This is a genomic window from Rhizobium sp. CG4 (genome assembly GCF_023701965.1).
Lineage (GTDB): Bacteria > Pseudomonadota > Alphaproteobacteria > Rhizobiales > Rhizobiaceae > Agrobacterium.
On sequence record NZ_JABAEG010000011.1, the window covers coordinates 47,986 to 72,661 of the forward strand.

Here is a 24,676-nt window from a genome sequence, read left to right on the forward strand (position 1 = left end):
GCATCATGCTGTAACCTGTAATCCAGTACATGCGGGAATGTAAATGTGGTGAATGTTCCGCCCGACACGGTGATCGAGCAAAGTTTCGTGAATTGCTGATTTTTGTAAAAACCGGTTGACCGGAACCGGTTCATTCGTATAGTCCGGCGCCATACCACAGGACTTCGCTCCTGTTGCCCCTTTGGCGGAATTGGTAGACGCGCCTGACTCAAAATCAGGTTCCGAGAGGAGTGCTGGTTCGATTCCGGCAAGGGGCACCAAAATCTTCACATCGATAATTTGATAAAGATTGCCGCAGGAACGAATTCCTGTTCGGCACGATACATGTTTTTCGCGCCTAGTTCTTTGGTCTAATGTGATGTTGCTGCGGTGCAGCATAAACTTGCGCATCGCAACAATCCGGGTGTATAGGCGTCTTATGGCGCGGCAAAATATCGCATCTCATACCTTCCGCGCGCCTCATCTCCAGATAATTACGAATTGGAGTTACTGTGAATAAGATGTCATCAAGTCCGGCTGGTGCTCCAGTTCTGGACCAGAAAACCCGTTTGAAATCCATTATTGGCGGTTCCGCAGGTAATCTCGTCGAGTGGTATGACTGGTATGTTTATTCGGCTTTTACGCTGTATTTTGCGCCGATCTTTTTTCCTTCCGGCAACCAGACCGCCGAATTGTTAAGCGCAGCGGCCGTTTTTGCGGTCGGCTTCCTAATGCGCCCGATCGGTGCCTGGTTCATGGGAACCTACGCAGACCGTAAGGGCCGCAAGGCTGGCCTTACACTGTCGGTGACGCTGATGTGTCTCGGTTCATTGTTGATTGCTATTACGCCGGGCCACGAGACCATTGGCATTGCGGCGCCAGCCATTCTGGTATTTGCACGTCTGTTGCAGGGCATCAGTGTTGGTGGTGAATATGGCGCAAGTGCCACCTACCTCAGCGAGATGGCGGGCAAGAACCGTCGCGGCTTTTTCTCAAGCTTCCAATATGTCACGCTGATTTCCGGTCAGCTGCTGGCGCTGGCGGTTCTTTTGGTTCTTCAGCGTGTGCTGACGCCGGAACAGCTCAGCTCGTGGGGCTGGCGTATCCCATTCCTGATTGGCGGCTTCCTTGCCATTGCGGTGTTTTACATCCGTCGTGGTCTGGTTGAGACGCAGTCGTTTGAAAATGCCAAGGCTGATACGGCTGAAAAGCCGAAGTCCAGTGGCTGGGCCCTGTTCCGCCATTATCCGCGTGAAGCGTTGATGGTTATGGCACTGACATCCGGTGGTACATTGGCCTTTTATGCCTACACGACCTACCTGCAGAAGTTCCTCGTCAATACGTCGGGCTTCAGCAAGGAAAGTGCGACGGAGATTACCACAGCTGCTTTGTTTGTGTTCATGCTGTTCCAGCCTGTCGCGGGTGCGCTTTCCGACAAGATCGGTCGCAAGCCGCTGATGGTCGGGTTCGGTGTGCTCGGTCTGTTGTGCACCTATCCGATTTTCTCGACTTTGGCTGTAACGACAAATGCCTTTGCAGCATTCGCTCTGGTTCTTGCGGGTCTGTTGATCGTCACCGGTTACACCTCGATCAATGCCGTCGTTAAGGCGGAACTGTTCCCGGCGCACATCCGTGCACTCGGCGTTGCGCTTCCTTACGCGCTGGCCAATACGGTGTTTGGCGGTACGGCAGAGTTCGTGGCCTTGAAGTTCAAGCAGATCGGCCATGAAGAGTGGTTTTTCTGGTACGTCACGATCATGATTGGCCTATCGCTGATCGTTTACATCCGCATGCGCGACACCAAGCATACGAGCCATATCCAAGAGGATTGATCGCAGCCGTATCGCTTGAACAACAAAGCCCCGCGCGCCTGTCGTGCGGGGCTTTTTTATGTGTGGTTTGACATGGCAACGCTTCAGTTGGTCTGGTCGTTGCGCACCACGCGCCAGTCAGGTTTTCCAAGGTTATGCGGCCATGGATGAACGTCCTTGTCGTTGAAATAGACGACTTCTTCCAGCTTGGGGAACTCGCTAGTTTTCAACGTTACGTCGTTCATCCAGGGTTTGATGTAGGCATCATTGCCTTCATAACCCAGTTCGGCGACCCATATCGGTTTGTTGTATTTTTCCACCAGACTGTATCCCTTCTTGAGGGATTGTCCGAAGGTCGATGGGCCGCCATGTTCGATTTTGTCGAAGGCTTCGAGACCGAACACTGACAGCCCTACAAAGTCGACATAGTTGTCGCCGGGATAATAGGCCTGCAGGCCGTCTTCACCCTTTGGAGACCACATCAGTTTGGCATTGGGTGCTTCCTTGCGCACGATATCCATCATGTGACGGTAGGCGGTGATGTAGTCATTGGGTGCCCAGCCGGACCACGAGAAGCGGCCGGATTTATCTTCCATTTCCTGGCCCCAGCGAATGATGACAGGGCTTTTCATTTGCGAGACCATGCGGGCAATGGCGTGCATGTTTTCGTCATACCCGCCTTGCAGGATTTTCCGCCGCAACTCATCGGAGGTCAGGCGCCAACTGACGTCCCACGACCAGGGTTCAACGGTAATCAGCACATTGCGTTTGCGTTCCAGCGCATAGGCATCGGCCGTTTTCAGACTATCCAGATCCACGTCTTCCCAGGGCAGGAAGAGGTGTTCGGTTGCTACACCCTGTTGCTGACCAAAGTCGCCATGTGGATCATAGGCACCGAACTTTATGCCATCGGCATGCAGTGTCGGGCGTTTGTCTGTGATGGAACGCAATGTGGCGGCGGTCATGCCTGCAGCATTTTGTGCCTGTGACTGGACCACCGGGTAGGCCGCGGCGGAAAACAGGATTGCTATAGCCGCTGCGGACAGGATTTTTTTGTTCAGCTTCTTCATGGCTTTCTCCTCTCCAACTATTTTTTGACTGACATGACCTGTTTGGCCGCCAACGCCTGAACGGTTACGCTGTCGGTGTTCACAAGTTTCGAAAATTCATCGCTTGCTCTGGGTTTGGCACTGCGAAACACGTACCAGTCTCCCATTGGCAGACGCTTCTGGTAGATCACGTTGCCAAGCCTGCCATGGGAAAAACATGTCCTTGCCTTGGCGGACTTGCCGTCTGTGGTCCAGGTGGCGTTCATGCACATCTTGCCGAGGTTATCGACTGACCATGTGCCTTCGCCGATGGACTTCTTGCCGTTTTCTTCGGTCATTGCGGTAAAGCGCCGACCTTGCGAATCAAACCGTCCGCCGCCACTTGGCCAGCGCCAGGTTTTGTCCTTGTACATATTCACCACTTCCGATGCTGTCAGAAGCTGTGGGGATTTTTTGACCTCTTTTGCGGCAAGCGCCAGACTTGGTGTCAGCATGCTCATGCTGAGCAGAAGGACTGGAAGCCTGAGGTTTTTGATTATAGTTTTCATGACAGTCTTCCTTTCTCGAGGGACCCATCCTGTCTGGCCTTGGCCAGCATGATGATTCCGTATTGTGGTGGAGTGGGCTGCGGCTTTACCTGCACTTCCTGTTCAGGTTGGATGCCGTGCCATTTCACCCGGAATTTCATCTTTATGGTCTTGGTACCACCAACGCCTGCACCGGAAGCGTTGAAGCGGGTTTCGGTAAAGCTGACATAGGGTTGGCCGTGCGACAGTGCTTCCAGCCCACCAAGGCCATGGGTGTTGAGTTGTAACACCCCGCTGGCAATGATGATGAAGGAAGACACTATTGCGAGTGCATTGCCCCATGTCCGCGGCAATACCGAAAGGCTGTTTTCCGAAGCGTGTCGGAACATCAAAAGCAGAACGAGGAAGGCGTAAACCGTTACGTTCATGGCCGCGAAAATGTAAAAGCCCTGGGTGCTGCGGCTGTCCGGCGCCAGCATCATGGCGAGCGCTGTGAAGCCGGCCAGCACGATGTACGGGGCGACTATGCGCAGCGGCAGGCATCCGGCCTTTTCGCCACCCTTTGGTGTGATGCGAAAATCCACGAAGGAACCATTGATCCTGTCACGTATGGCGACCAGGCAACCTGCCAGCGACCAGGGCCAACGCAGGAACAGGAAGGCAAATGTTTCCCAGCAGAACGGCCGTGCATCATGCGGCCTGAAGGTTCCGGTTGCCCGCCAGAAGAAGGTGAACACCGTCAGCATCAAGATTGAAGGCAGGAAATGCAGCATGAATTCCGGGTAGCTCACATTGACCAGTGGACGGCCTGCGAGAAGGGCGATAACCGGCATGACGAACATGACTGCCATGACAACGGAAAACAGCGGATACCACATCTGCGAAAACAGAAACTGAAATTGCAGTTTGGCTGGCAGTGCCGGCACATAGTCCTTCGAATACTGCAGAAGAATAGTAACCAGACTACGCGACCACTGGAATTCCTGCACGGCAAGATCTGTGAAGGTTGAAGGTCCATCACCATGGGCAATAGCGTTCAAGGCATGCACTCCACGCCAGCCACCCGCATTCATCAGCAAGGTGGTGGAGTGGTCTTCTGCCAATTCAGGCCCAAGGCCACCCACCTGACGTAAGGCTTTGGTGCGCACGGCATAATGTGAGCCGATACATAGAGGTGCCCAGCCGTTATTATAACCGGTTTGGAACGCGCCATGCAGGCCAGCCTCGACGTATAGCCTGCCCCGTGCCGCCCAGCTTTCATCGGCATTTGCATCACAAATGCTGGGTGCCGACACATAACCGACCGCGGGATCCGCAAAAGGCTTCAGGATTTCGTGGAGATAGTCCGGTTCCGGTACATGGTCCGCATCGAACTGCGCCACGAAGTCATAACGGTCATACCCATAATGATCGTAGAAATAGGCAAGGTTGCCTTCCTTGCAGCGTGTGCGGCGCGGCCATTGTGCACGGTGATAGGCTTCAACACCCTTGCGGGTGGAAATCAACACGCCATGTTCGCCGCACCACCGGCTGGTTTCCGGTGTTGGATCTTCATCGGCCAGCCAGACGTCGTATTCTATCGATATTTTCTGCTCTAGCATGGCCAGCATGGTTTTTCTGACCACCGAAAAGGGTTCTGATGGAGCCTTGGTCACCACCATGGCAACACGCCCCTCGGGCAAGGGTGCCTCCGGTTTGACGACTTTCGCATTGAGGAAAATCAGCACGAAATAAGCAGGCAGGATGGTGACGTAGAACACCGAGACGCTGACGGCGATGAAATAGGGCATCGACAGCATGTGGTCAGTATCCAGCCACCAGCCCCAGAAATAAACCAAGGTTACCAGCCAGCCTGCGATACCCAGCAGATAGGCAATACGGTTCCACCCGGTGAAGACCGGGTCGAACAGCGCGTCGGACACCCTGGCATGGACCTTATGTTTGGCCTTTTGGGTGTTAACGGTCGTGGTGAACTGTGTCGTGCTCATCGGCTGGTCTCCAGTCCGAATGTCGGTGCAGCAGTGCGGATGATCGTTTCAATGTCCGAGCGTGATGGTGTGAAGCCAAGCACGGCTTTGGCGCGACCAATATCTGCAAATAGTGAGGGGGGATCACCGGCGCGACGCGGGCCGTATTGGACAGGTACCTGCTGGCCCGTTACTCGGTGGATGGCGCCGACGATTTCGGCAACCGATGCGCCACGGCCAGAGCCAAGATTGACGCGCAGGGTCTCGCCACCACCGACAAGATAACGGATGGCTGCGAGATGAGCGTCAGCCAGATCGCTGACATGAATGTAGTCACGGACGCAGGTTCCGTCTTGCGTGTCGTAATCATTGCCGAACACATCCAGCTGCGGAACTTTGTGGGCGGCGGCCAGAAGCGCACGTGGCACAAGGTGGGTTTCTGGCTCATGCCGTTCGGAAAGCTCTCCGCCCGGGTCAGCCCCTGCGGCATTGAAATAGCGCAGGGCGACAAACCGCAGGGCATAGGCTGCGGCATAGTCTTCCAAAGCCATTTCAAAAATCAGCTTGGTACGACCGTAAGGATTGACCGGAATTTGTGGCGTTTCCTCACGGATCGGCAGGATTTCCGGAATGCCATAGGTGGCGCAACTGCTGGAAAAGACCAGTCCTTCGACATGGTGGTCCATGCAGGCTTCCAGCAGTGTCAGGCTACCGGCCACGTTGTTGCGGTAATATTTGCGCGGGTCGGTTACCGATTCCCCGACATAGGCATTGGCAGCGCAATGGATGACGTGGGAAGGGGCAAACTCGGAAAGCGTTGCCCGCAACATGCTGTGATCGGCAATGTCAGCCGTGATCAACGGTCCCCAGCGCACAGCATCGCTGTGGCCGGTGGACAGGTTGTCATAAGCCACCGGCACCATGCCGGACAGCGATAACGCCTTGCAGATATGGCTTCCTATGAAGCCGGCTCCGCCTGTGACAAGGATGTAGCGGGGCATCTCATACGGCCTCCGCCATTTTTTTTCCGCTGAGCAGCGCATCGAAATAGTGGATGGTCTTTGCGAGGCCATGTTCAAGATTGACGCGGGGTTGCCATCTCAGCTCTTCTTTGGCGCGGGTAATATCCGGCCGGCGTTGTTGCGGGTCATCCACTGCGGCTGGCAGGTGTATGATGCGTGAACTGGAGTTGGTCATGGCAATGACGATGTCTGCCAGTTGCCGTACCGGAATTTCTGCAGGATTACCAATGTTGATCGGGCCACAGCATTCCGGGCTTTTAACCGAGAAGCGCAGGAAACCTTCAATCAGGTCATCCACATAGCAGAAGGAACGGGTTTGTTTGCCGTCGCCATAGATGGTGATGTCCTTGTTCTGCAGGGCTTGCACGATGAAGTTGGAAACAACACGACCATCGTCCTGGCGCATGCGCGGGCCATAGGTGTTGAAGATGCGACCAACCTTGATATCGACGCCAAAATTGCGGTGATAATCGAAGAACAGCGTTTCAGCGCTGCGTTTTCCCTCATCGTAGCAGGCACGCGGGCCGATGGGATTGACGTTGCCGAAGTAGGTTTCCGGCTGCGGGTTGATAAGGGGGTCGCCATAGACCTCCGATGTGGAGGACTGGACAACTGTTGCACCGGTGCGACGTGCCAGTTCCAGCACGTTCAGGGCACCGATCACATTGGTCAAAAGCGTGCCTACCGGATCCCTCTGGTAATCAGGTGGTGATGCAGGCGACGCAAAATTGAAGATGACAGATACATCGAGATCATAGGGGTTGCGCACGTCGTGCTCCACCACGGTCAAACGATTATTGGATGTAAGATGTTCAATATTGGTGCGTCTGCCGGTGGAGAAGTCGTCGAGGCAGACAACCTCATGGCCGCATTGCAAAAGCCGTTCGCACAGGTGCGAACCGAGGAAACCTGCGCCGCCATTGACAAGCGCACGAAGACCCGGCTTCCAGTTTGAATAGATATTGACGTTGGAATCATTGTCATCGGGAACGAACTTACGCATTACACACACTCCTTCCTACCAGGAAACTGCAGTGCCGTTTCCGTGTAGTTGTGTCGCTCGTTTTGATTTTTTGAAATTCCGGCGGTTTTATTACTTGTTGTTGTCGGCCGCCTGTACTTGATTCATGTCCTTTTTTTATTGTTTTAAGAATATAATATTTTATCGTTTGCTTTCGTCAATGCGAAATTTCTAAAATATTACAATTGATTACCGAGGAAATACATTGATTAATCCCATTGTGTGCGTATTTTTAACTATGCCAACATAATGCCTTTCTTATCAAGCAAGAGCGCAAGCCTCACTCAATCGAATGAGGTTAGGGTAGCGTGCGTGCCGAGCCTAAAACGGCGTTCGGTGTACTGGCCACCGGGAGCGATTGTGTGTGGTGTGACATGCTTGCCTTGGTCAGCGGTGCATGAGTCAAATATCAACACGAGTGTGTTTGACGGGCTGTTTGCCGCAAACGCATCGCAGCTGGCCGCGCTTTGCGGCATTGGGGACAAATATGTCTATTATTCATCACCGCGCGGGGGCATTGAACCCTGCGCGCCTTGCCAAAATGGCGTGCTCTATTGCCGTTGTTGCTTTTTCCGTTGCGGCCTGTTCCGCCGTCGAGACTCCGCTTCTGTCCGATAACAGCGCACCGAAAATCCAGAACGAAGTCAGTCATCGCGTTTCCGCACCGAAGAAGTCCTATGCCTATGACAAGGCGTCTGTCACGCTGGTCTCAAGCGTTGAAGCGGAGAGCGAGCCTGCTGTTGCCGTTACCAAGGTCAATGATTTCGGTTCATCGCCTTATACCTGCTCGCCGAGCGGTTTTGGCCAGAAGGCTCGCTGCTACCTGCGCTAATATCTGCTTCTGTCAGGCATAACGTGGTGTCGCGGATCAATGTTGCTTCACAAAAAGCTCATTGAGCCGCGATGAGCTCAGGAGAGTTTCGTACAAAAGCAAACTGCAACTTTTGTACGACGACGCTCAGTTTTTCCATTCGTGATGGGTCATTTCTGCATGGTCGAATGCGAAGAAGCGTGATGCGGCTTCCGTACGGTTACGCACATGCATCTTCTTATAGATGTTTCGCACATGTACTTTGACAGTATTTTCCGACAGATGCAGCCTGTCCGCGATAATCTTGTTCTGGGTTCCCTTACACAGAAGATCCAAAATCTGGACTTCCCGTGTCGTGAGGCCGTTGAAGTCATGGTGGTGCTGCTTTGCAGCCGACGCCAAGCCAATGGGCGTGCCAGCATGCGGCATAGCATTGGTTGGTGACTTGGTCTCAACAAGGCGTCCAAGCAGCGCGGACGGGAAATGTTCTCCGCCCTTGATCAACAGATCGACTGCGGCCATGAATACATCCAGCCTCAGACTGAGTGGCAATACGCCATCAATGATCCGTGTTTCAACCAGCTGTTTGAGATAGGATTCCAGCATGCCGACGGCATCAATAACGAGGCCGATCGATGCTGAGGGATGTTTTTCCCGGATGTTGTTCAGGGCATCTTGCAACTGCTGGCCGGCAATTCTGTACAGCAGGACCAGTTTCACATCGGATGTATACCCGTCTTCGATTGCTTGTGGTTGGTTAATGCTGATGACATTACACATGGGGAACTTTTTGCCGAGTGCCTCAACCAGGCATTCGGAAAACAGATCCGCATCCGCGATTAAAAGTAATGTCTGGTTTGTTACTGACGTGTTGTTTATGCGTTCTGCATGAGTTATTCTAGAAGATACCATGAACATTTACGCCTCCCTGAGCGATACGCATTTTTTACTTTCTTATTGTGTTTGTTATGTCGAATCCGCGAAATGATGCATGTCCATTGTTATTAATCACTTGTTAATTATGCTAATATGAAAACCGCATTAAAGAAATGACCCGAAATGATTAGGTGATTAAAATTTTGTAAACGTGATTAACGTGCCGATATTTCAAGATTTTTCATTTTGTGGCGAGTCATCGGGTAATTTGGAAATTCAAGGTTTGGTATTTTTGATATATAAAATTACGGGTTGTATTTTATATGGGTAATGAGTTTTTTGCGCTAATATGAGCGCTTGAGAATGGTTTTCTCTGCCTGATTTTTATTTTTCGGCTGTCGCGTGAAATTCTTTTACTTGATGAAATTTGCTCTGAAGTCGCGCTTGCGAAGTTTTCTTTAAGTTTAAATAGAATGCCTCTTTTTTCTCCGGCGCTGTCCGATTCCATGAATTCAAGGCGTTTTGAGTTCTACTCTCCGGCTATTTGGTTGGGGATTGCTGGCGCTTGGTCTGTGCCTTACCCGGTGCTGTTGTACGGTGTTTTCTGCCTCAATATTTTGGTGGTTTAGGGAATGTGCATTTAGGTCACATTCAACCACACAAGTTGCGATAATTTGTTTTTGACTTGTAAATTTTTGTTGTTTTCATTTCCCGTTATGCGATGATTTACAAAAGAAATTGCGGCCCTTTGAGAGTCCAATTTATGGAAAATTTGTAAAATCGGTACAGCAGCATGAAGTTTGAAGTCGACAGATTGATGATCGTTGCGGATGATTTGACGGGTGCGCTGGATTCTGCTGCTCCTTTCGCCGCTCATGGTTATTCCGTTACGGTCGTTATCGATCAGGCTGCGCTGGGTGAGGCCGTTGCTGGCGGCGCAGATGTGGTTGCCGTGACCACCCGCAGCCGGGAAATTGCACCGGGTGAAGCCGCCAACCGTGTTGCGCTGGCGCAAAAACAGCTGGTCAGCCGCATGGCGCTGCTGAAAAAGGTCGACTCACGGCTGAAAGGCAATGTCGAGGCCGAGATTTCAGCGCTTGAGTTCGAGCGTGCAGTTGTTTTGCCTGCCATTCCCGAGTTTGGCCGGGTTGTGACCAATGGCATGATCAGCGGTTTTGGTGTTGAAACACCTATCGCCATTGCTGGTCGGCTGGGGGCCGTTGCTGAAAGATCGATCATTCCAGACACCAGCACCGTTGAGGCGATGCAGGCGGCATTGGGTCTTTTGCAGGAAAATGATCTTTTGGTCGGGGCATTGTCGCTGGCAAATGCGCTTGCGGCACAATCGGGTCGCCCGCGACAGGACAGTGTCGGCGTGAAAGGCAACAAGCTGCTGATTGCCATCGGGTCGCGCGATCCGATTACCGTTTCCCAAGTTGGTACCTTGCGCGACGCGGCTTCTCATCTGAATTACATTGCTGCGCCAGGTGGTACTGTTGCGGAAACAGCCGTTGCTGCCGCGCCACTTTCATCGGCGCTCACACTTATTCAGGCGGTTGATGGTGCAACGGAACTGTCGTCCGTTGAAGTCGCGGACAATCTTGCAACATCGGTTGCGGCGCTTGATGCGGGTTATGACACTTTGCTCCTGTCGGGCGGTGCGTCGGCGGAAGCCTATTTCGACAAGCAGGGTATTCGCATTTTGACCTTGCTGGGTGAGATTATGCCAGGCTTGCCCGTTGCCAAATATGGCGATCGTCATTTCATCACTAAGTCGGGCGGTTTCGGCGATGCGGAAACACTGGTGCAGGTGGCGGAGAAAATTCTCGGACATAAAGGCGTGAAATAATGCGGACAGTGGAGCAGATTTCACATCGTAAAAGCCTCAGCGAGGTGGTGTTTGAACGGCTGAAACATGCCATCAAATCCGGCGCCTATCAGAGCGATGAACGATTGCCTACCGAACATGAATTGGCGGCGGAATTTGAGGTTTCCCGCCCTGTTGTGCGTGATGCCCTGAAGAAGTTACGCGATCTAGGGCTTGTGTATTCGCGTCAGGGGGCTGGCAGTTTCGTGCGCATACAAGGGGTCAAGCAACCCCTTGGGTTCGGGCCACTGGAAAATATTGCCGATCTGCAAAACTGTTATGAATTCCGCATCACAGTTGAACCGGAAGCGGCGGCCTGCGCTGCCGAACGGCACAGCGACACGCAGATCCGGGTCATTCGCCTGGCGCTTGAGGCGTTGCAGGATGCAACGAGCCGGCAAAGGCACCGCGAAGATGCCGACTTCATGTTCCACCTGTCGATTGCGCAGGCTTCCGGCAATACATATTTTTCAACGGCCATGGAGGCCTTGAAAGATCATATTGCCATTGGAATGCAGTTCCATGGCCTGTCGCTTAAGAATTCAGCCAGTGGACTGCGACATGTTTTTGATGAACACGCCGCGATTTACGAGGCAATCCGCACGCGCGATTCCGATCTGGCCCGTAACCTGATGCGCCAGCACCTTCGTGGTTCGCGTGACCGCTTGTTTGAGGGGCGCAGGCCTGAACTTGCCCAGGGGGCATAAGGCTTTCTGTTATGCGCATAAAAAAACCCGGCTTTTGACCGGGGTTTTGTTTGTTTTGAATTAGGAGCGCCTGACAGGCGGCTTTCAGAACGCGGCGTTATAGATTGCCAGCACATCCTGCGCTGACATGTCCCTTGGATTGTTATCCATCAACCTGCGGATGGCATGGGCTTCATCTGCCCAGCTCTGTAAGTGCTCCTGCTGCGCACCATGTACCGACAGCTTCATTTCCACACCAAGTGCCTTGCAGAAACCATAGGCTGCGGTGAGCACGGCGGCCGGATCCTTGGAAATAGCAAGGCCAAGTGCATCAAGAACCTCGGCAGTTTTTTCCGCTCGCACCGGCACATTATAGGCCAGCACATGCGGGAAGATGATGGCGTTGGCGAGCCCATGCGGCAGGCCGAGCCGGGTGCCGAGGGGATAGGCAAGGGCGTGGCCTGCCGCAGTATTGACGGGTCCTAGGCAGATGCCGCCGTAATAGGATGCGAGCATCATGCCGGCGCGGGCTTCGGTATCCTTGCCGTTTTCCACCGCGCGCGCCAGATATTTGCCGACCAACTGGATACCCATGCGCGCATAACCATCAATCAGGTCATGGGCGCGAATATTGGTGAAGGCTTCCACACAGTGCGCCATAGCATCAATGCCGGTTGCGGCGGTTACTGCCGGTGGTACCGACCAGGTCAGTTCCGGGTCGAGAATGGCGATGTCGGCCAGCAGGTAGGGGCTTTCGACCGCCTTTTTGGAATGGCTGACATTGTCGGTAATCAGTGCGCGAATACCGGCTTCAGACCCGGTGCCAGCTGTTGTTGCCACCTGAGCCAGCGCTGTTTTGCGGCCAGCCACCTTGTTGGGGCCAACAACGTCATCCAGTGACTGCTGACCATCCCACAATGCTGCGACGAGTTTCGCGACATCGAGAACCGAGCCGCCGCCGAGGCCCACCACCAGATCCGGCTGAACGCTACGTGCCATTTCAATGGCTGCATTAAGCGCCTTGTCATCCGGTTCCGGCGGAATGTCGGAAAACACGGTGATCGTGCCGGTCAGCTTCAGCCGGTCGACAAAACCAAGCGTGTGTTCGGTGGCAATCACCAGAATGCGTGATGCGCCATTGGCCCATTCGCCCAGCTTGGCAGAGGCGCCAGCGCCTATTTCAAGGCGCTTGGGTTGATGCAGGGTGATCGGTCTAGCCATTCCATCCATGGCGGTTCTCCCTCAAGCTCTTTCAAGCGCGTCCATGCGCGACCAGACATCAGCACGTTCTGCGTCCGACAGTTCGATCAGTGGTGGTGTGACGCGCAGCCAGCCATTGTCGCCGCGACGTTTGGCAACCATGGTTTTCACGGTCGGCAGTTGCACATAGGCGTTGGTCAGTTCGCGCCAGGCGACAATCTTGTCCTGTGCTGCTTTGACGGCGGCTTCCTTGCCCGGCACATTCCAGTTGTCGAACACGAAACGAAGTTCAGCGGCGACAAGATTGGAGCTGGCGGTAATGCAGCCTGCACCACCGGCTTGAATCAGCGGCAGAAGCAGCGGGTCGGCACCTGCCAGCACCCCAAAATCCGGGAAAGCGGCAATCATCGCCTTCATGTTTTCCAGATCGCCTGAACTGTCCTTGATGCCAACAACGACGCCGGGATAATCCTTGCGCAGGCGGGCAATAACCTCATGCGGAATGGCGACGCCTGACACCTGTGGAATGTGATAGAGAACCACTTTCAGGCGGTCGTCTTTCACGCCTTCGATAATACGGGCATAGGCACGGTAGATGCCTTCGGCGCTGACACCCTTGTAGTAGAATGGCGGCAGCAAGACCACGCCGTGCACACCGGCCTGAACGGCATGGCGTGTCATTTCAATGGTGTCGGCAAGGGCCGTCTGGGCGGTGCCGGGCAGCAGTTTTTCAGGTGCTACGCCACCGGCAATCGCCTTCTCCAGAATATCCATACGCTGTTTCAGGCCGAAGGAATTTGCCTCGCCTGTGGTGCCAAGCAGAGCCACGCCATCGCAGCCTTCGTCCAGCAGCGCTTTGCAATGGGCGGTAAACAGGTGAAAATCCGGGTTGCCATCCGCAGCAACCGGGGTGGTTGCTGCGCAATAAACGCCGCTGAATTCAAACTTTGCCATGTGCATTCTTCCCGGCTATCAGCTTGCGCGCATAGGCGATGGCTGCGTTCATGTTGACGTGATTGGCCTTGCCGGTTCCGGCAATGTCGAAGGCGGTGCCGTGGTCAACGGAGGTGCGGTCAATCGGCAGGCCGACGGAGACGTTGACGGCCGTATCGAAGGCCACCAGCTTGATCGGGATGTGACCCTGATCGTGATACTGGGCAATCACCAGATCAAACCCGCCCTGATAGGCGCGGTGGAACACGGTATCCGCCGAAATAGGGCCATAAACATCAATGCCTTCAGCGCGTGCCTGAGCAACGGCCGGTGCTATGAATTCATCGTCTTCGGTACCGAACAGACCGTTTTCACCGCAATGCGGGTTGATGCCTGCAACAGCAATCTTCGGCTTGGCATAACCAATACGTTTCAGGTGATCATTTCCAGCCTTGATGGTCGCCAGAATACGCTCTGGTTTGGCGCGATTGATGGCGTCTTTCAACGACACATGGGTCGAAACATGGATCACCTTCAACCGGTCGGATGCCAGCAACATGAAGGCGGACTTCGAGCCGGTCAGTGATGTCAGCATGCCGGTATGGCCATCATAGTGGTGGCCGGCCGAATTCAGTGCTTCCTTGTTGATTGGCGCAGTGACGATGCAGCCAATCTTGCCGGCCATAGAATCTTTAACGGCAGTATCGATGAAGCGAAATGAGGCATCGCCGGAGATGGCGCTGAGTTTACCCCAGGCAACGGGTGCCCCTTCCACTTCCACATCAACGACCAGTCCGGTCAGGTCCAGATCAATGCCGAGCACTGCCTTGGCGGCTTCGAGTTGTTTGAGGTTGCCGTAGACCCGCGTATTGGCGCGGTCCTCAGTGCTCATTTCGGCCAGTGCCTTGATGGTGATTTCCGGGCCAACGCCTGCGGGATCGCCCATGGTTATTCCAACGAGTGTGCTCATGCAGTTTCTCCGTCTATCCAGCCCTTGTTCAGCCGGACATATTTGATGGCCCGGCGATAATAGGTGTAGGCCAGATGTAGATTGCCCTGTCCGTCTTCCACCATGGCCGGGTAGGACATTTCCTTGTTGTGACCGTCAATAGAATTGTTGGAAAGGCAGCTGCCGGGGCCATCTTCGACGATACGACGCGTCGGGAAGGTGTGGCCATCATCCGTTGAAACACAAAGCGTGACGGGCGCACGTGGCACACCCCAGATCGGCACTATGCCACCTTCGGCATTCGGGCGATCGTCCTGTTCTTCCAACTCGTCGTAGAGCGATGCACGACGCTGCGAAAATTCCGCTGATGATACCGGGTTGCACAACAGCGCTACACGTCCGTCCCGCAGTCGAATAGCAGCAATCGATGAATTGTTGTTGGGCACGTCGGTGGCAGTTGGCGCTGACCAGCTTCTGCCGCCATCAAGGCTTTGCGTGCGATAAACAAAATCGGCCTGCCTGCGACGGAAGAAGGCGACCATCTTGCCATTGTCCAATGGCACGATGGTCATATGCACGCAGCCAAAGCTGTCGGGTATATCCGTCACGCTCCAGGACTTGCCGTTGTCGGTGCTGACGGCGACGGCTGCCGTGTCGTGAGTGCCGGTCCAGCGTGCGCCGGGGCGCGGATTGCACAGAAACAGAGGCAGCATCCAAGCGCCATCATCGCGCACCACGATGGTCGCGCGGATGAAGGTGCCATTTGCAAGACCGATATCGCGTGGGCTGCCAGCGGTCATTGTGCCGTTGAATGAGATCGGCCTTGCAATAACGCGGCTTTCATCCTGATTTCCGGAAGGCTGCGCCGTATGGAAAAGGCTGATGGCACCGTTCGGCTCGACAAACAGCATCGGGTTCTGTTCGGAGCGGTTCGGGTCATCGCTCAGCTGACTGGCTTCAGACCATTGATTGCTCTGAGGTGCCAGTGTGGAGACGTGGATGGAAATGTCGGACTTTCCTTCCAGCGTGCCGCCAAACCATGCGCAGGCAAGCGTGCCGTCGGGCAGGAACCGCAAAAAGGCTGCATGGTTCTGGATTTTCGATGAGGGCAAAAATGCCTGCATCAGTCCGCCTTCGGACGCGGCGATGCGCCCATCCATGCTGGCGGCTATTTCTTCCGGTGTCACTTACGCATCCTCCCTATGATGCTTTTTCACGTTCATCATTGCTTAATTTGATATGTTGTCAAGTTATGTCTATTGTTGTTTTTTATCGATTTTGACGTTTGGAGTAAATTTTATTGTTTAATATCATATATTTATTTTCATGAAAAAATTCTTATTCAAACATTAATATCGAACGAATTGACAAATTGTTGATGTTGTAGCAAGCTTGTTGTCAGTGAATGTGGGAGCATGCACAGGGAGAAATCATGGTTACGGCGGATGTCCAGCGAAATGATCGCACCATTATGGTGGCGTCATGCTACGTTGCACTGGCTGCAGCGCTGGCCGCTGCGGACGCTGCGGTGATCCGTCTTCTTGCCGGCGAAGTGCATCCCTTTGTTATCGGCTTTTTCAGAAGTGTTTTCGGATTGGCAGTTATTCTGCCGCTGATCGCGACGCGACCGCACATTCTGAAATCGGGTTACAGGTTCCAGCATGTCAGCCGCGCCGCTTTGAAGCTGGCTGCACTCGTTTGTTATTTCGTGGCGTTTGCCGCAGCGCCGCTCGCTGATGCGATGGCGATTATGTTCATGACGCCAATCTTTCTGATGATTGGTGCATGGCTGTGGCTGGGTGAGGCCTTCACGCTGACGAAGCTGTTTGCCGTGGTGACCGGGTTTCTCGGCGCACTTGTCATTATTCAGCCCGGTGCCGCCGGTGCCGTTGCGCCAGCCCTGCTGTTTGCGCTGGGTGGTTCGGCGCTTCAGGCGCTGGTGCAACTGATGCTCAAGCGCATGTCGGACAAGGACAATACGGAAACGCTGGTGGCCTGGAACCTCATCGTCACCGTGCCGCTGGCGGCCATCCCGGCACTGTTCTTCTGGTCGACGCCCGATCTTCGTCAGTTTTCGCTGCTTGCCCTGCAAGGTGTGATGGGCGCGATCAACATGACACTGATGACCAAGGCCTTCAGCATGGCAGAGGCGTCGCATATTGCGCCTATGGATTTCCTGCGTCTGCCATTTGTTGCTGTCATGGCTTGGGTTCTGTTTGGCGAGGTCGCAGGTTTTTCAACCTGGATCGGCGCCGGAGTGATTTTCCTGTCCACGCTGGCCGTGGCGGGAGGAGGGCGCCTCAAACGGCGTGCGCAGGCTGCGGCCGAGCGCGATATCTAGCTTGAAAATTCGTAACGGCATTTGCAGCGCAGCCGTGGGCGGAAAATCGCAAGGGTGCTGCATCAAAAAGGGAGGAACATATGAAAAGCAAACGGATTTTACTCGGGATGTTGATGGCCACTTCGGTTGTCACGACCGGTTATGCGCAGGCTTCCAAGGATGTGACTGTCGTTCTGGATGAAGAGGTCGATCTGGTTGAGCCGTGCATGGCAACGCGCTCGAACATTGGCCGTATCATTCTGCAGAACGTATCCGAGACGCTGACCGAACTGGATGTGCGCAGCAACAAGGGCCTGATGCCACGTCTGGCGGAAAAGTGGGAAGAAAGCCAGCCTGGTACATGGCGTTTTCATCTGCGCAAGGATGCCAAGTTCTCTGACGGTTCGGCATTTGATGCTGCCGACGTCAAACACTCAATCGAACGTGCGATGAGCGACAAGATCTCGTGCGAAACACCACGTTATTTCGGTGATACCAAAATCGAAGCCAAGGTTGTCGACGACAACACGATCGACATTACCGCAACGCCTGCACAGCCAATTCTACCACTGCTGATGACGCTGGTAACGATCGTTCCTTCTGAAACGCCAATTGAGTTTACCCGTCAGCCAATCGGCACCGGTCCATACAAGCTGACCGAATGGAAGGCTGGCCAGAGCATTACGCTTGAGCGCCGCGACGACTATTGGGGCACAGCGCCTGCCGTAACCAAGGCAACCTATGTCTTCCGCGCTGACCCAGCGGTTCGCGCAGCCATGGTGGCCGCCGGTGAAGCCGATCTGGCAACGAATATTTCGGAACTGGATGCCACCGATCCAAAGATGGACTTCAGCTACCTGAACTCTGAAACCTTCTACATGCGCGTCGATACATCCATCAAACCGCTGGATGACGTTCGTGTTCGCAAGGCTCTGAACATGGCACTGGACCGCGACGCCTTTATCGGCACGCTGCTGCCGAAGGGTGCCGTCAAGGCCGTTGCCATGGTGCCTCCAAGCACACTTGGCTGGAACCAGGATGTAAAGCCACTGCCGTTTGACCCGGAAGGTGCAAAGAAGCTGCTGGAAGAAGCCAAGGCTGACGGTGTTGCCGTTGATACGCCAATCACCATTGTTGGCCGTACCAACAACTTCCCGAACGTCGTTGAAGTTCTGGAAGCTGCCCAGCAGATGTTTGAAGCCGTCGGTTTCAAGGTCAAACTGCAGATGTATGAAGTGGCAGAATTCGAAAAGCAGTATTCCAAGCCATATCCGGAAAACCGTGGGCCACAGCTCGTTGCTGCCCAGCACGACAATTCGCGCGGTGACCCGGTGTTCTCCATGTACTTCAAGTATGACAGCAAGGGCCGTCAGTCCGGTATCTCCGACCCGAAGGTCGACCAGATGATTGCTGACGCGACCGCTGCGACTGGAGACAAGCGCACGGAAGACTGGAAGAACCTCATCGCTTATCTCTACAACGATGTCGTTGCAGATGTGATGATGTTCCACATGGTTGGTTTCGCTCGCGTCAATCCGCGTATCGATTTCACCCCGACCATCGCGACGAACTCGCAGCTTCAACTGTCTGAAATCGGCTTCAAATAAGCCTTTCCACCCTTAAGGAAAGGCGGAGAATTGTCTTCGCCTTTCCGTTTCTTTCGGGAGTAGACGCGATGGGAAAAAAGATATTCACGCGCATCGTGGCGAGCTTTTTTTCGCTGGTCACGCTTATCGTTATCGTGTTCTTCCTGTCACGACTGACAGGTGATCCGGCGGCCTTGTTCCTGCCGATCGATGCCAGTCAGGAAATGCTCGACAAGTTCCGCGAGTTGCATGGTTTGAACGATCCTCTGATCGAGCAGTTTGCGCGTTATGTGCGCGATGTGATGCAACTTGATTTTGGTGAATCCATCCGCAAGGCACGTCCTGCCATCGATGTGGTGCTGGAAGCCTTTACCTGGACGTTGCAGCTTGCACTCATCACCATCACGCTGGTGACTGTTGCGGCAATTGTCATTGGTTCACTGGCGGCCTTCCGTCCCGGCGGCGTATTTGACCGGCTTGTCTCCCTGTTGTCGCTGATCGGCGCTTCCGCTCCTGATTTCTGGATTGCCATCGTTGGCATCGTGTTGTTTTCGGTGACGCTGGGTTGGGTGCCAACCTCTGGCACCGGGACGATCTGGCACTGGATCCTGCCAATTGCCGTGCTGTTCATTCGCCCGTTCGGCCTCATTCTTCAGGTGGTGCGTGGTTCGATGCTGACGGCCTTCGGTTCGGCTTACGTCAAGACCGCCCGCGCCAAGGGCGTTGGTAACCGTTCCATCATCTTCGTTCACACACTGCGCAACGCTATGCTGCCGGTCATCACCGTTATCGGCGATCAGGCCGCTGCCATGTTGAACGGTGCGGTGATTGTTGAAACGATTTTTGGTTTTCCCGGTGTCGGAAAGCTGATGATCGATTCCATCCTGCAGCGCGACTTCAATGTCATCCTTGCCGCGATCATGGTCACGGCACTCGCCATCTTCATCATGAACCTGCTGATCGACATCATCTACAGCTTGCTCGATCCTCGTTTGCGGACCTGAAGGCCATGTCCATGACCAATACTCTTCCAAATGTACAGGCTGTTTCAGCCAAACCTCGCAACCAGGCTTCGGTGCTGCTTAGCATGTTGTGGCGTGACAAGTTCGCGCTCTTTGCTGCCCTGTTCCTGATCCTCGCGACATTCTGCGCTATTTTCGGTCCGATGCTGCTGAGAGATGCGGCAGTGGCGCAGAACCTGCGGGCACGTAACCTGCCACCGTTTTCGCTGGAAAATGGCTGGCTGCTGTTTCTGGGGGCAGACGCGCTTGGCCGCTCGCTTCTGGCACGCATTGTTGTTGCGGCACAGAACACGCTGATGATTGCGGCGGCCGCCGTAATCTGCTCGAGCGTCATTGGCGCACTTCTCGGGCTGGTTGCCGGTTATTCCTCGCCGCGCGTGTCGAATGTCATCATGCGTCTGGCGGATGTCATCATGTCGTTCCCGTCACTGCTGCTGGCCGTGATCGTTCTTTACATGCTGGCGCCTTCGGTCGGCAATATCGTCATCGTTTTGGCCATCACCCGCATCCCGATCTATCTGCGTACGACCCGTGCTGAAGTACTGGAAATTCGCCAGCGCATGTTCGTGCAGGCGGCGCAGGTGATGGGTGCATCCTCGATGCGCATCGTGTTCCGTCACATCCTGCCGATGGTCATTCCGACACTGGTGACCATTGCCACCTTGGATTTTGCCTTTGTGATGTTGGCAGAATCGTCTCTGTCGTTCCTGGGTATTGGCATCCAGCCACCTGAGGTGACCTGGGGCCTGATGGTCGCGCAGGGCAAACAATATCTGACCAATGCCTGGTGGCTGGCCTTCTGGCCGGGTCTGGCAATCATTCTCACCACCCTGTCGCTCAATCTCCTGTCCAACTGGATGCGCATCGTGCTTGATCCTGTGCAGCGCTGGAGACTTGAAGTCGGAGGCAAGAAAAATGGCTGAACATCTGCTTGAAGTTCGCAATCTCTCTGTCCAGTTTCACACGGCGACTGGCATCGTGCAGGCGGTACGCAATATCAGCTGGCATCTGGACCGTGGTGAAACGCTGGCCATTCTCGGTGAAAGCGGATCGGGTAAGTCGGTTTCCGCGTCGACCATCATGAACCTGCTGGATATGCCACCGGCGGAAATTACCAGTGGTGAAATCCTGTTTGCCGGACAGGACTTGCTGAAAATGAGTGACGATGCCCGCAAGCGCATCAATGGCAAACGGATCGCCATGGTGTTTCAGGATCCGCTCAGCCATCTCAATCCGGTTTACACGGTTGGCTGGCAGATCGTCGAAGTCATGCGCATTCATGGTGTGGACGCGGATGCGGCCCGGGCACGGGCGCTGGAATTGTTGAAGCGTGTTGGCTTGCCATCGCCTGAAACCGCGATGGGCAAATATCCGCACCAGTTTTCCGGCGGCCAGCGGCAACGCCTGATGATTGCCATGGCACTGGCGATGAAGCCGGATATTGTCATTGCCGATGAACCAACAACGGCGCTTGACGTAACTGTTCAGGCCGAGGTTCTGGCCCTGCTGGGCGAGTTGCAGAAAGAAACCGGCATGGGCCTGCTGCTGATCACCCACGACCTTGGCGTCGTGGCGGAAATTGCAGACCGTGTGGTTGTCATGAATTCCGGTGAGATCGTGGAAACGGGAACACCGGATGAGGTCTATCACAACCCGCGCCATCCCTACACGAAGAAGCTGATTTCGGCGGCTCCCGGTCAGGGTGAAATGCATGAGCCTGTTGCCACCGGCGAACCGTTGTTGAAGGTCGAAAACCTCTACAAGACCTATGGTGCCTTTCATGCGCTGAAAGGTGTTTCCTTCAACCTCATGCCGGGTGAAACCATGGCTGTGGTTGGCGAAAGCGGCTCTGGCAAGTCGACGCTGGCGCGGGCTTTGCTGCGGTTGGAAGATGCGGATTCCGGCAAGGCCCTATGGAAAGGGCGTGATCTGCTGACTATGCCGAAGAAGGAGCTCTATGGTTTGCGCCGGCAATTGCAGATGGTGTTTCAGGATCCGACGCAGTCGCTGAACCCGCGCATGTCCGTCTATCAACTTATCTCCGAGGCCTGGGTCATCCATCCGGAAATCCTGCCGAAAAACAAATGGCGGGCACGCGTTGACGAGTTACTGCTGCAGGTTGGTCTTTCTGCATCCCATGCCGATCGTTACCCGCACCAGTTTTCTGGAGGCCAACGGCAGCGTATTGCCATTGCCCGCGCACTCGCCTTGGAACCGGAACTCATCGTATGCGATGAAGCCGTGTCGGCGCTTGACGTGTCGATACAGGCGCAGGTTATCGCCCTGCTGGACAAGCTGCGCCGTGAATTGGGCATCGCTTTTATTTTCATCGCGCATGATCTGCCCGTAGTGCGGGACTTTGCCGACCATGTGATGGTGATGAAATCAGGCGAACTGGTGGAAAGCGGAACCGTGCGGCAGATCTTTGAGAGCCCGCGTGAGGACTATACACGTCGTCTTCTGGATGCCGGACTTGATCCTGATCCGCATATTCAGGCGCAGCGTCGGGAAAAACGTTTGCAGCATGCATAAGGGGGAGCCCCTCATGTTTGCCTGTGGTAGTTCGGACGCGTTGGTGGCTGCTAGAAATCAGTCAGCATCCGGCTCCATTGTTCGGATGCCAGACCGCCAATATAGATGTCGCCCAACAGCGCTGCCTGTTTCAGGTCGTCATGACGCGTGCTGATGCAGAAATATCCGCGGTGCCGAAAACTCATCAAACGCTGTCGACCAAGCGCGTTCATCAGGAAGGGTTGCGCCATGCCCTGTGAGGTTGCATAACCGGCGATATTGAGAAACGCGAACATTTCCCGCGTCACGTCCAGTTCCTTGCCCGGTTGGCACAGAATGTTCAAAACCGTGGCGACCCGCTTTTTATTGCCGAAAAACAGAAAGGCGCCGATAACAGTGCCTTGGCGGTCCTCGACGATGCCGCATTGCAGCTTGCCGAGCTTACGGTTCAATTTTGCCTTTTCAATCAGCCAGTCAAATTCGGTCTTCGTCCATTCAGGGCGGATGGCAAAACGGCGGGTCATCCGGGCGATATGTTCAAAAAAGGCCGATGGCTCCTCAAGTTTGCATTGAAAACCGAATTCGCCGACCGGTCTGAAACCGGGCTTCCATTTGGCCAGTGCCGTATCGAACATACGGCAGAGCGGTAACATCAGATCGATACCGGGCAGGTTTATCCGCTTTTGCAGCCGCAGCGCCAGTGCGGCGACCGGCTGGAATACCCGGTGCCAGTCAAGGCTTTGTATTGGCAGGATAATGCCGCCGGCAGCAATGCAGTGGTCCGCACTGGTAGCCGATGACGTGTCGGAAAAACACATGTCCTGCTGGGTGGCGCGCACGTTGCGGGCCAGACGTGCAGCACCCAGTGCGCCTTTGGCACCGCTGGAGACAAAGGCGCATAACAGACGTGCCACCGTGGTGCGGTCCACGGTGTGGAATGTCATGGGCAAGGCAAAGATTGCGCTGTCGATGTTACCGTTGCCATCGTCGTGAACGATGCTGCCATTGTCGGTCGTATAGGGTGGACTGTCAAAAAACAGGCTGGCAATGTAAGCGCGCAGTTCCGAGCCAGCTGGGGGCGTTTTTTTGCGAAAGGCGGCGCTGAACAATGTTTCTGCCGCATCGATATCGCCTTTGCGCATGGCGCGGATACCCGCTGCCGCATCAGCTGCGGTGACTGTCGACTGTGATGAGACGGTCTTCAAGCCCGTTGTCGTCATATGCGCGATTACCGATCGAGTGCATCGTATGCGTTCATCGCATTATCTTCGAATAGGTGATTATTCGAATGTTGAGCATAGGGTCGGAAAGTAAAAAAATACTCACCCGGTTGGGTGAGAATAGCTGCAATTACGACCCTGAATGAGACAGTCGGCGCATCACATGCGCATGCCAGGGATGGCAAGCGGGTTGTCGCTCAAAGCCTGCGCATCCGGTTTGTCGATGCGTGGTTTGCCAACGAAGGCGCCAAAAAGATCCTGCACAAATGCTTCCGGCAGATCCTTGGTGATCATCACCATACGGGTGCGGCGGTCGTTCTGGTCTGGCCATGCGGCAAGCCGCTCCGGTGCATGGAATATGTTCTGCACACCATGCAGGACCAAAGGTCGCTCGGGATTATCCGCCAGCTGGATAATGGCTTTCATGCGCAGCAATCGCTCGGAATGGGCGGAGCGCAAAAGGTCGATGAACATCTCGATAGCCGCAGGCTCTATCGGGCGGTCGTGAATGATCGAAAAAGAGCGGATGCTCTCATCATGGCGATTTACATCGTGATGATGGTGGTGGCCATGATGCTCGTGCTCGTGCTCGTGCTCGTGCTCATGCCGATGACCGTGGCTGTGTTCATGGTGGTGATGGGCGTGATCTTCTTCACCCAGCCAGCGGCTTACATCTGCATGTTTGCTGGTCGTGTCATAAAGGCCATTCTCGAGAATGGCCGATGTCAGATTGGCCTTGTCATCCGCATCCAGAACCGGGGCACGCGGATTAAGCGTCTTCAGACGCTCCATCAGCTGCTTGAGCTTTTCAGGGTCGGCGAGTGTTTTTTTTGAGATGATCAGACGGTCGGCGACAGCCGCCTGTTTTACCGCTTCAATATGATTGTCGAGGGTCTGCGCACCATTGACAGCGTCGACAACAGTGATCATGCCGTTGAGGACAAAGTTCTGGGCAATGACCGGATTGCCCATGACGGACTGCATTACCGGGGCCGGATCGGCCAGCCCAGTTGTTTCAATGACCACGCGCTTGATCGGTTTGATCTTGCCGGTCTGGATACCGTCCATCAGTTCGGCAAGCGTATCCACCAGTTCACCGCGCACGGTGCAGCACAGGCAGCCATCGGCCAGTTCGACAATCGCATCGCTGGAGGATTCAACCAGCATGTGATCGATGCTGACATCACCAAATTCATTGATGATGATGGCGGCATCCTGCATCACAGGATCTTTCAGCAGGTGGTTGAGCAACGTTGATTTACCAGCTCCGAGGAAGCCGGTGATGATCGAAACGGGAATGCGTGTCTGTGCCATGATAC

Annotated in this window: 21 protein-coding genes and 1 tRNA gene; 10 read left to right on the forward strand and 12 right to left on the reverse strand. The window is 54.6% G+C overall.

All coding sequences use genetic code 11. The annotated features are described in order from the left end of the window. The first annotated feature begins 175 nt into the window (after positions 1-175). Positions 176-260, forward strand: a tRNA-Leu gene (locus HGO37_RS23895). Positions 261-500: 240 nt separating this feature from the next. Then, a complete protein-coding gene (locus tag HGO37_RS23900) occupies positions 501-1,811 on the forward strand; it encodes an MFS transporter (protein ID WP_250985627.1) in 1,311 nt (436 codons plus the stop codon). Positions 1,812-1,894: 83 nt separating this feature from the next. Here HGO37_RS23900 and HGO37_RS23905 read toward each other — a convergent pair whose 3' ends face one another. From HGO37_RS23905 to HGO37_RS23925, 5 genes are read right to left on the reverse strand one after another with little or no spacing between them, the layout of a single operon-like run. Continuing rightward, entirely contained in the window at positions 1,895-2,860 is a 966-nt protein-coding gene (locus tag HGO37_RS23905; protein WP_250985551.1) for a glycoside hydrolase family 26 protein, read from the reverse strand. Positions 2,861-2,877: 17 nt separating this feature from the next. Continuing rightward, a complete protein-coding gene (locus tag HGO37_RS23910) occupies positions 2,878-3,387 on the reverse strand; it encodes a DUF995 domain-containing protein (RefSeq protein WP_250985552.1) in 510 nt (169 codons plus the stop codon). Further along, entirely contained in the window at positions 3,384-5,354 is a 1,971-nt protein-coding gene (locus HGO37_RS23915; protein WP_250985553.1) for a glycosyltransferase family 2 protein, read from the reverse strand. Before HGO37_RS23915 ends, HGO37_RS23910 begins: the two co-directional genes overlap by 4 nt. Beyond that, entirely contained in the window at positions 5,351-6,334 is a 984-nt protein-coding gene (gene galE / locus HGO37_RS23920; protein WP_250985554.1) for a UDP-glucose 4-epimerase GalE, read from the reverse strand. The genes HGO37_RS23915 and galE overlap by 4 nt, the downstream gene beginning before the upstream one ends. A 1-nt stretch (position 6,335) precedes the next feature. Next, positions 6,336-7,358 (reverse strand): UDP-glucuronic acid decarboxylase family protein, encoded by a 1,023-nt coding sequence (locus HGO37_RS23925; protein ID WP_250985555.1) that lies wholly within the window; start codon positions 7,356-7,358, stop codon positions 6,336-6,338. Between the two features lie 505 nt (positions 7,359-7,863). On the opposite strand from HGO37_RS23925, the gene HGO37_RS23930 reads away from it, so the two are divergent. After that, the gene (locus HGO37_RS23930; protein WP_250985556.1) at positions 7,864-8,208 is read left to right on the forward strand and encodes a hypothetical protein; all 345 of its coding nucleotides are present in this window, start codon (positions 7,864-7,866) and stop codon (positions 8,206-8,208) included. Positions 8,209-8,334: 126 nt separating this feature from the next. Here HGO37_RS23930 and HGO37_RS23935 read toward each other — a convergent pair whose 3' ends face one another. Continuing rightward, positions 8,335-9,105, reverse strand: coding sequence for a helix-turn-helix transcriptional regulator (locus tag HGO37_RS23935; protein WP_250985557.1), 771 nt, complete (start codon positions 9,103-9,105; stop codon positions 8,335-8,337). A 751-nt stretch (positions 9,106-9,856) separates the two neighbouring features. On the opposite strand from HGO37_RS23935, the gene HGO37_RS23940 reads away from it, so the two are divergent. Together HGO37_RS23940 and HGO37_RS23945 are read left to right on the forward strand one after the other, a co-directional pair. Next, positions 9,857-10,912, forward strand: a complete 1,056-nt coding sequence (locus HGO37_RS23940; protein ID WP_250985558.1) for a four-carbon acid sugar kinase family protein — start codon at positions 9,857-9,859, stop codon at positions 10,910-10,912. Next, the gene (locus HGO37_RS23945; protein WP_192491501.1) at positions 10,912-11,637 is read left to right on the forward strand and encodes a FadR/GntR family transcriptional regulator; all 726 of its coding nucleotides are present in this window, start codon (positions 10,912-10,914) and stop codon (positions 11,635-11,637) included. Before HGO37_RS23940 ends, HGO37_RS23945 begins: the two co-directional genes overlap by 1 nt. Before the next feature lie 84 nt (positions 11,638-11,721). Here the strand turns inward: HGO37_RS23945 and HGO37_RS23950 are convergent, their stop codons facing one another. From HGO37_RS23950 to HGO37_RS23965, 4 genes are read right to left on the reverse strand one after another with little or no spacing between them, the layout of a single operon-like run. Beyond that, positions 11,722-12,846: an iron-containing alcohol dehydrogenase gene (locus HGO37_RS23950; RefSeq protein WP_250985559.1), complete on the reverse strand. Its 1,125-nt coding sequence runs from the start codon at positions 12,844-12,846 to the stop codon at positions 11,722-11,724. Between the two features lie 12 nt (positions 12,847-12,858). After that, positions 12,859-13,770 (reverse strand): dihydrodipicolinate synthase family protein, encoded by a 912-nt coding sequence (locus HGO37_RS23955; RefSeq protein WP_250985560.1) that lies wholly within the window; start codon positions 13,768-13,770, stop codon positions 12,859-12,861. Further along, on the reverse strand, positions 13,757-14,719 hold the full coding sequence (gene pdxA, locus HGO37_RS23960; RefSeq protein ID WP_250985561.1) for a 4-hydroxythreonine-4-phosphate dehydrogenase PdxA: 963 nt from the start codon (positions 14,717-14,719) through the stop codon (positions 13,757-13,759). The genes HGO37_RS23955 and pdxA overlap by 14 nt, the downstream gene beginning before the upstream one ends. Further along, positions 14,716-15,885, reverse strand: a complete 1,170-nt coding sequence (locus HGO37_RS23965) for a sialidase family protein (RefSeq protein WP_250985562.1) — start codon at positions 15,883-15,885, stop codon at positions 14,716-14,718. Before HGO37_RS23965 ends, pdxA begins: the two co-directional genes overlap by 4 nt. 245 nt (positions 15,886-16,130) lie before the next feature. Here HGO37_RS23965 and HGO37_RS23970 point away from each other — a divergent pair, with 245 nt between their 5' ends. The 5 genes from HGO37_RS23970 (at position 16,131) to HGO37_RS23990 (ending at position 22,158) form a co-directional block, all read left to right on the forward strand. Further along, a complete protein-coding gene (locus HGO37_RS23970) occupies positions 16,131-17,039 on the forward strand; it encodes a DMT family transporter (RefSeq protein ID WP_250985563.1) in 909 nt (302 codons plus the stop codon). An 80-nt stretch (positions 17,040-17,119) separates the two neighbouring features. Continuing rightward, positions 17,120-18,625: an ABC transporter substrate-binding protein gene (locus HGO37_RS23975; protein ID WP_250985564.1), complete on the forward strand. Its 1,506-nt coding sequence runs from the start codon at positions 17,120-17,122 to the stop codon at positions 18,623-18,625. A 68-nt stretch (positions 18,626-18,693) separates the two neighbouring features. After that, positions 18,694-19,608 carry an ABC transporter permease gene (locus tag HGO37_RS23980; protein WP_250985565.1) on the forward strand — a complete coding sequence of 305 codons (915 nt, stop codon included), beginning with the start codon at positions 18,694-18,696 and terminating at the stop codon, positions 19,606-19,608. Between the two features lie 83 nt (positions 19,609-19,691). Continuing rightward, positions 19,692-20,549, forward strand: a complete 858-nt coding sequence (locus tag HGO37_RS23985) for an ABC transporter permease (protein ID WP_250985628.1) — start codon at positions 19,692-19,694, stop codon at positions 20,547-20,549. Beyond that, positions 20,542-22,158 (forward strand): ABC transporter ATP-binding protein, encoded by a 1,617-nt coding sequence (locus HGO37_RS23990; protein ID WP_250985566.1) that lies wholly within the window; start codon positions 20,542-20,544, stop codon positions 22,156-22,158. Before HGO37_RS23985 ends, HGO37_RS23990 begins: the two co-directional genes overlap by 8 nt. 50 nt (positions 22,159-22,208) lie before the next feature. Here the strand turns inward: HGO37_RS23990 and HGO37_RS23995 are convergent, their stop codons facing one another. Beyond that, on the reverse strand, positions 22,209-23,357 hold the full coding sequence (locus HGO37_RS23995) for a GNAT family N-acetyltransferase (protein ID WP_250985567.1): 1,149 nt from the start codon (positions 23,355-23,357) through the stop codon (positions 22,209-22,211). Positions 23,358-23,516: 159 nt separating this feature from the next. Continuing rightward, positions 23,517-24,671, reverse strand: coding sequence for a CobW family GTP-binding protein (locus HGO37_RS24000; RefSeq protein ID WP_250985568.1), 1,155 nt, complete (start codon positions 24,669-24,671; stop codon positions 23,517-23,519). Between the last annotated feature and the right edge of the window lie 5 nt (positions 24,672-24,676).

Bases quoted from the DNA above. Each gene is read 5' to 3' on its own strand.
- HGO37_RS23900 (WP_250985627.1), top strand. From the start codon at position 501: ATGTCATCAAGTCCGGCTGGTGCTCCAGTTCTGGACCAGAAAACCCGT.
- HGO37_RS23905 (WP_250985551.1), bottom strand. From the start codon at position 2,860: ATGAAGAAGCTGAACAAAAAAATCCTGTCCGCAGCGGCTATAGCAATC.
- HGO37_RS23910 (WP_250985552.1), bottom strand. From the start codon at position 3,387: ATGAAAACTATAATCAAAAACCTCAGGCTTCCAGTCCTTCTGCTCAGC.
- HGO37_RS23915 (WP_250985553.1), bottom strand. From the start codon at position 5,354: ATGAGCACGACACAGTTCACCACGACCGTTAACACCCAAAAGGCCAAA.
- galE (WP_250985554.1), bottom strand. From the start codon at position 6,334: ATGCCCCGCTACATCCTTGTCACAGGCGGAGCCGGCTTCATAGGAAGC.
- HGO37_RS23925 (WP_250985555.1), bottom strand. From the start codon at position 7,358: ATGCGTAAGTTCGTTCCCGATGACAATGATTCCAACGTCAATATCTAT.
- HGO37_RS23930 (WP_250985556.1), top strand. From the start codon at position 7,864: ATGTCTATTATTCATCACCGCGCGGGGGCATTGAACCCTGCGCGCCTT.
- HGO37_RS23935 (WP_250985557.1), bottom strand. From the start codon at position 9,105: ATGTTCATGGTATCTTCTAGAATAACTCATGCAGAACGCATAAACAAC.
- HGO37_RS23940 (WP_250985558.1), top strand. From the start codon at position 9,857: ATGAAGTTTGAAGTCGACAGATTGATGATCGTTGCGGATGATTTGACG.
- HGO37_RS23945 (WP_192491501.1), top strand. From the start codon at position 10,912: ATGCGGACAGTGGAGCAGATTTCACATCGTAAAAGCCTCAGCGAGGTG.
- HGO37_RS23950 (WP_250985559.1), bottom strand. From the start codon at position 12,846: ATGGATGGAATGGCTAGACCGATCACCCTGCATCAACCCAAGCGCCTT.
- HGO37_RS23955 (WP_250985560.1), bottom strand. From the start codon at position 13,770: ATGGCAAAGTTTGAATTCAGCGGCGTTTATTGCGCAGCAACCACCCCG.
- pdxA (WP_250985561.1), bottom strand. From the start codon at position 14,719: ATGAGCACACTCGTTGGAATAACCATGGGCGATCCCGCAGGCGTTGGC.
- HGO37_RS23970 (WP_250985563.1), top strand. From the start codon at position 16,131: ATGGTTACGGCGGATGTCCAGCGAAATGATCGCACCATTATGGTGGCG.
- HGO37_RS23975 (WP_250985564.1), top strand. From the start codon at position 17,120: ATGAAAAGCAAACGGATTTTACTCGGGATGTTGATGGCCACTTCGGTT.
- HGO37_RS23980 (WP_250985565.1), top strand. From the start codon at position 18,694: ATGGGAAAAAAGATATTCACGCGCATCGTGGCGAGCTTTTTTTCGCTG.
- HGO37_RS23985 (WP_250985628.1), top strand. From the start codon at position 19,692: ATGTTGTGGCGTGACAAGTTCGCGCTCTTTGCTGCCCTGTTCCTGATC.
- HGO37_RS23990 (WP_250985566.1), top strand. From the start codon at position 20,542: ATGGCTGAACATCTGCTTGAAGTTCGCAATCTCTCTGTCCAGTTTCAC.
- HGO37_RS23995 (WP_250985567.1), bottom strand. From the start codon at position 23,357: ATGACGACAACGGGCTTGAAGACCGTCTCATCACAGTCGACAGTCACC.
- HGO37_RS24000 (WP_250985568.1), bottom strand. From the start codon at position 24,671: ATGGCACAGACACGCATTCCCGTTTCGATCATCACCGGCTTCCTCGGA.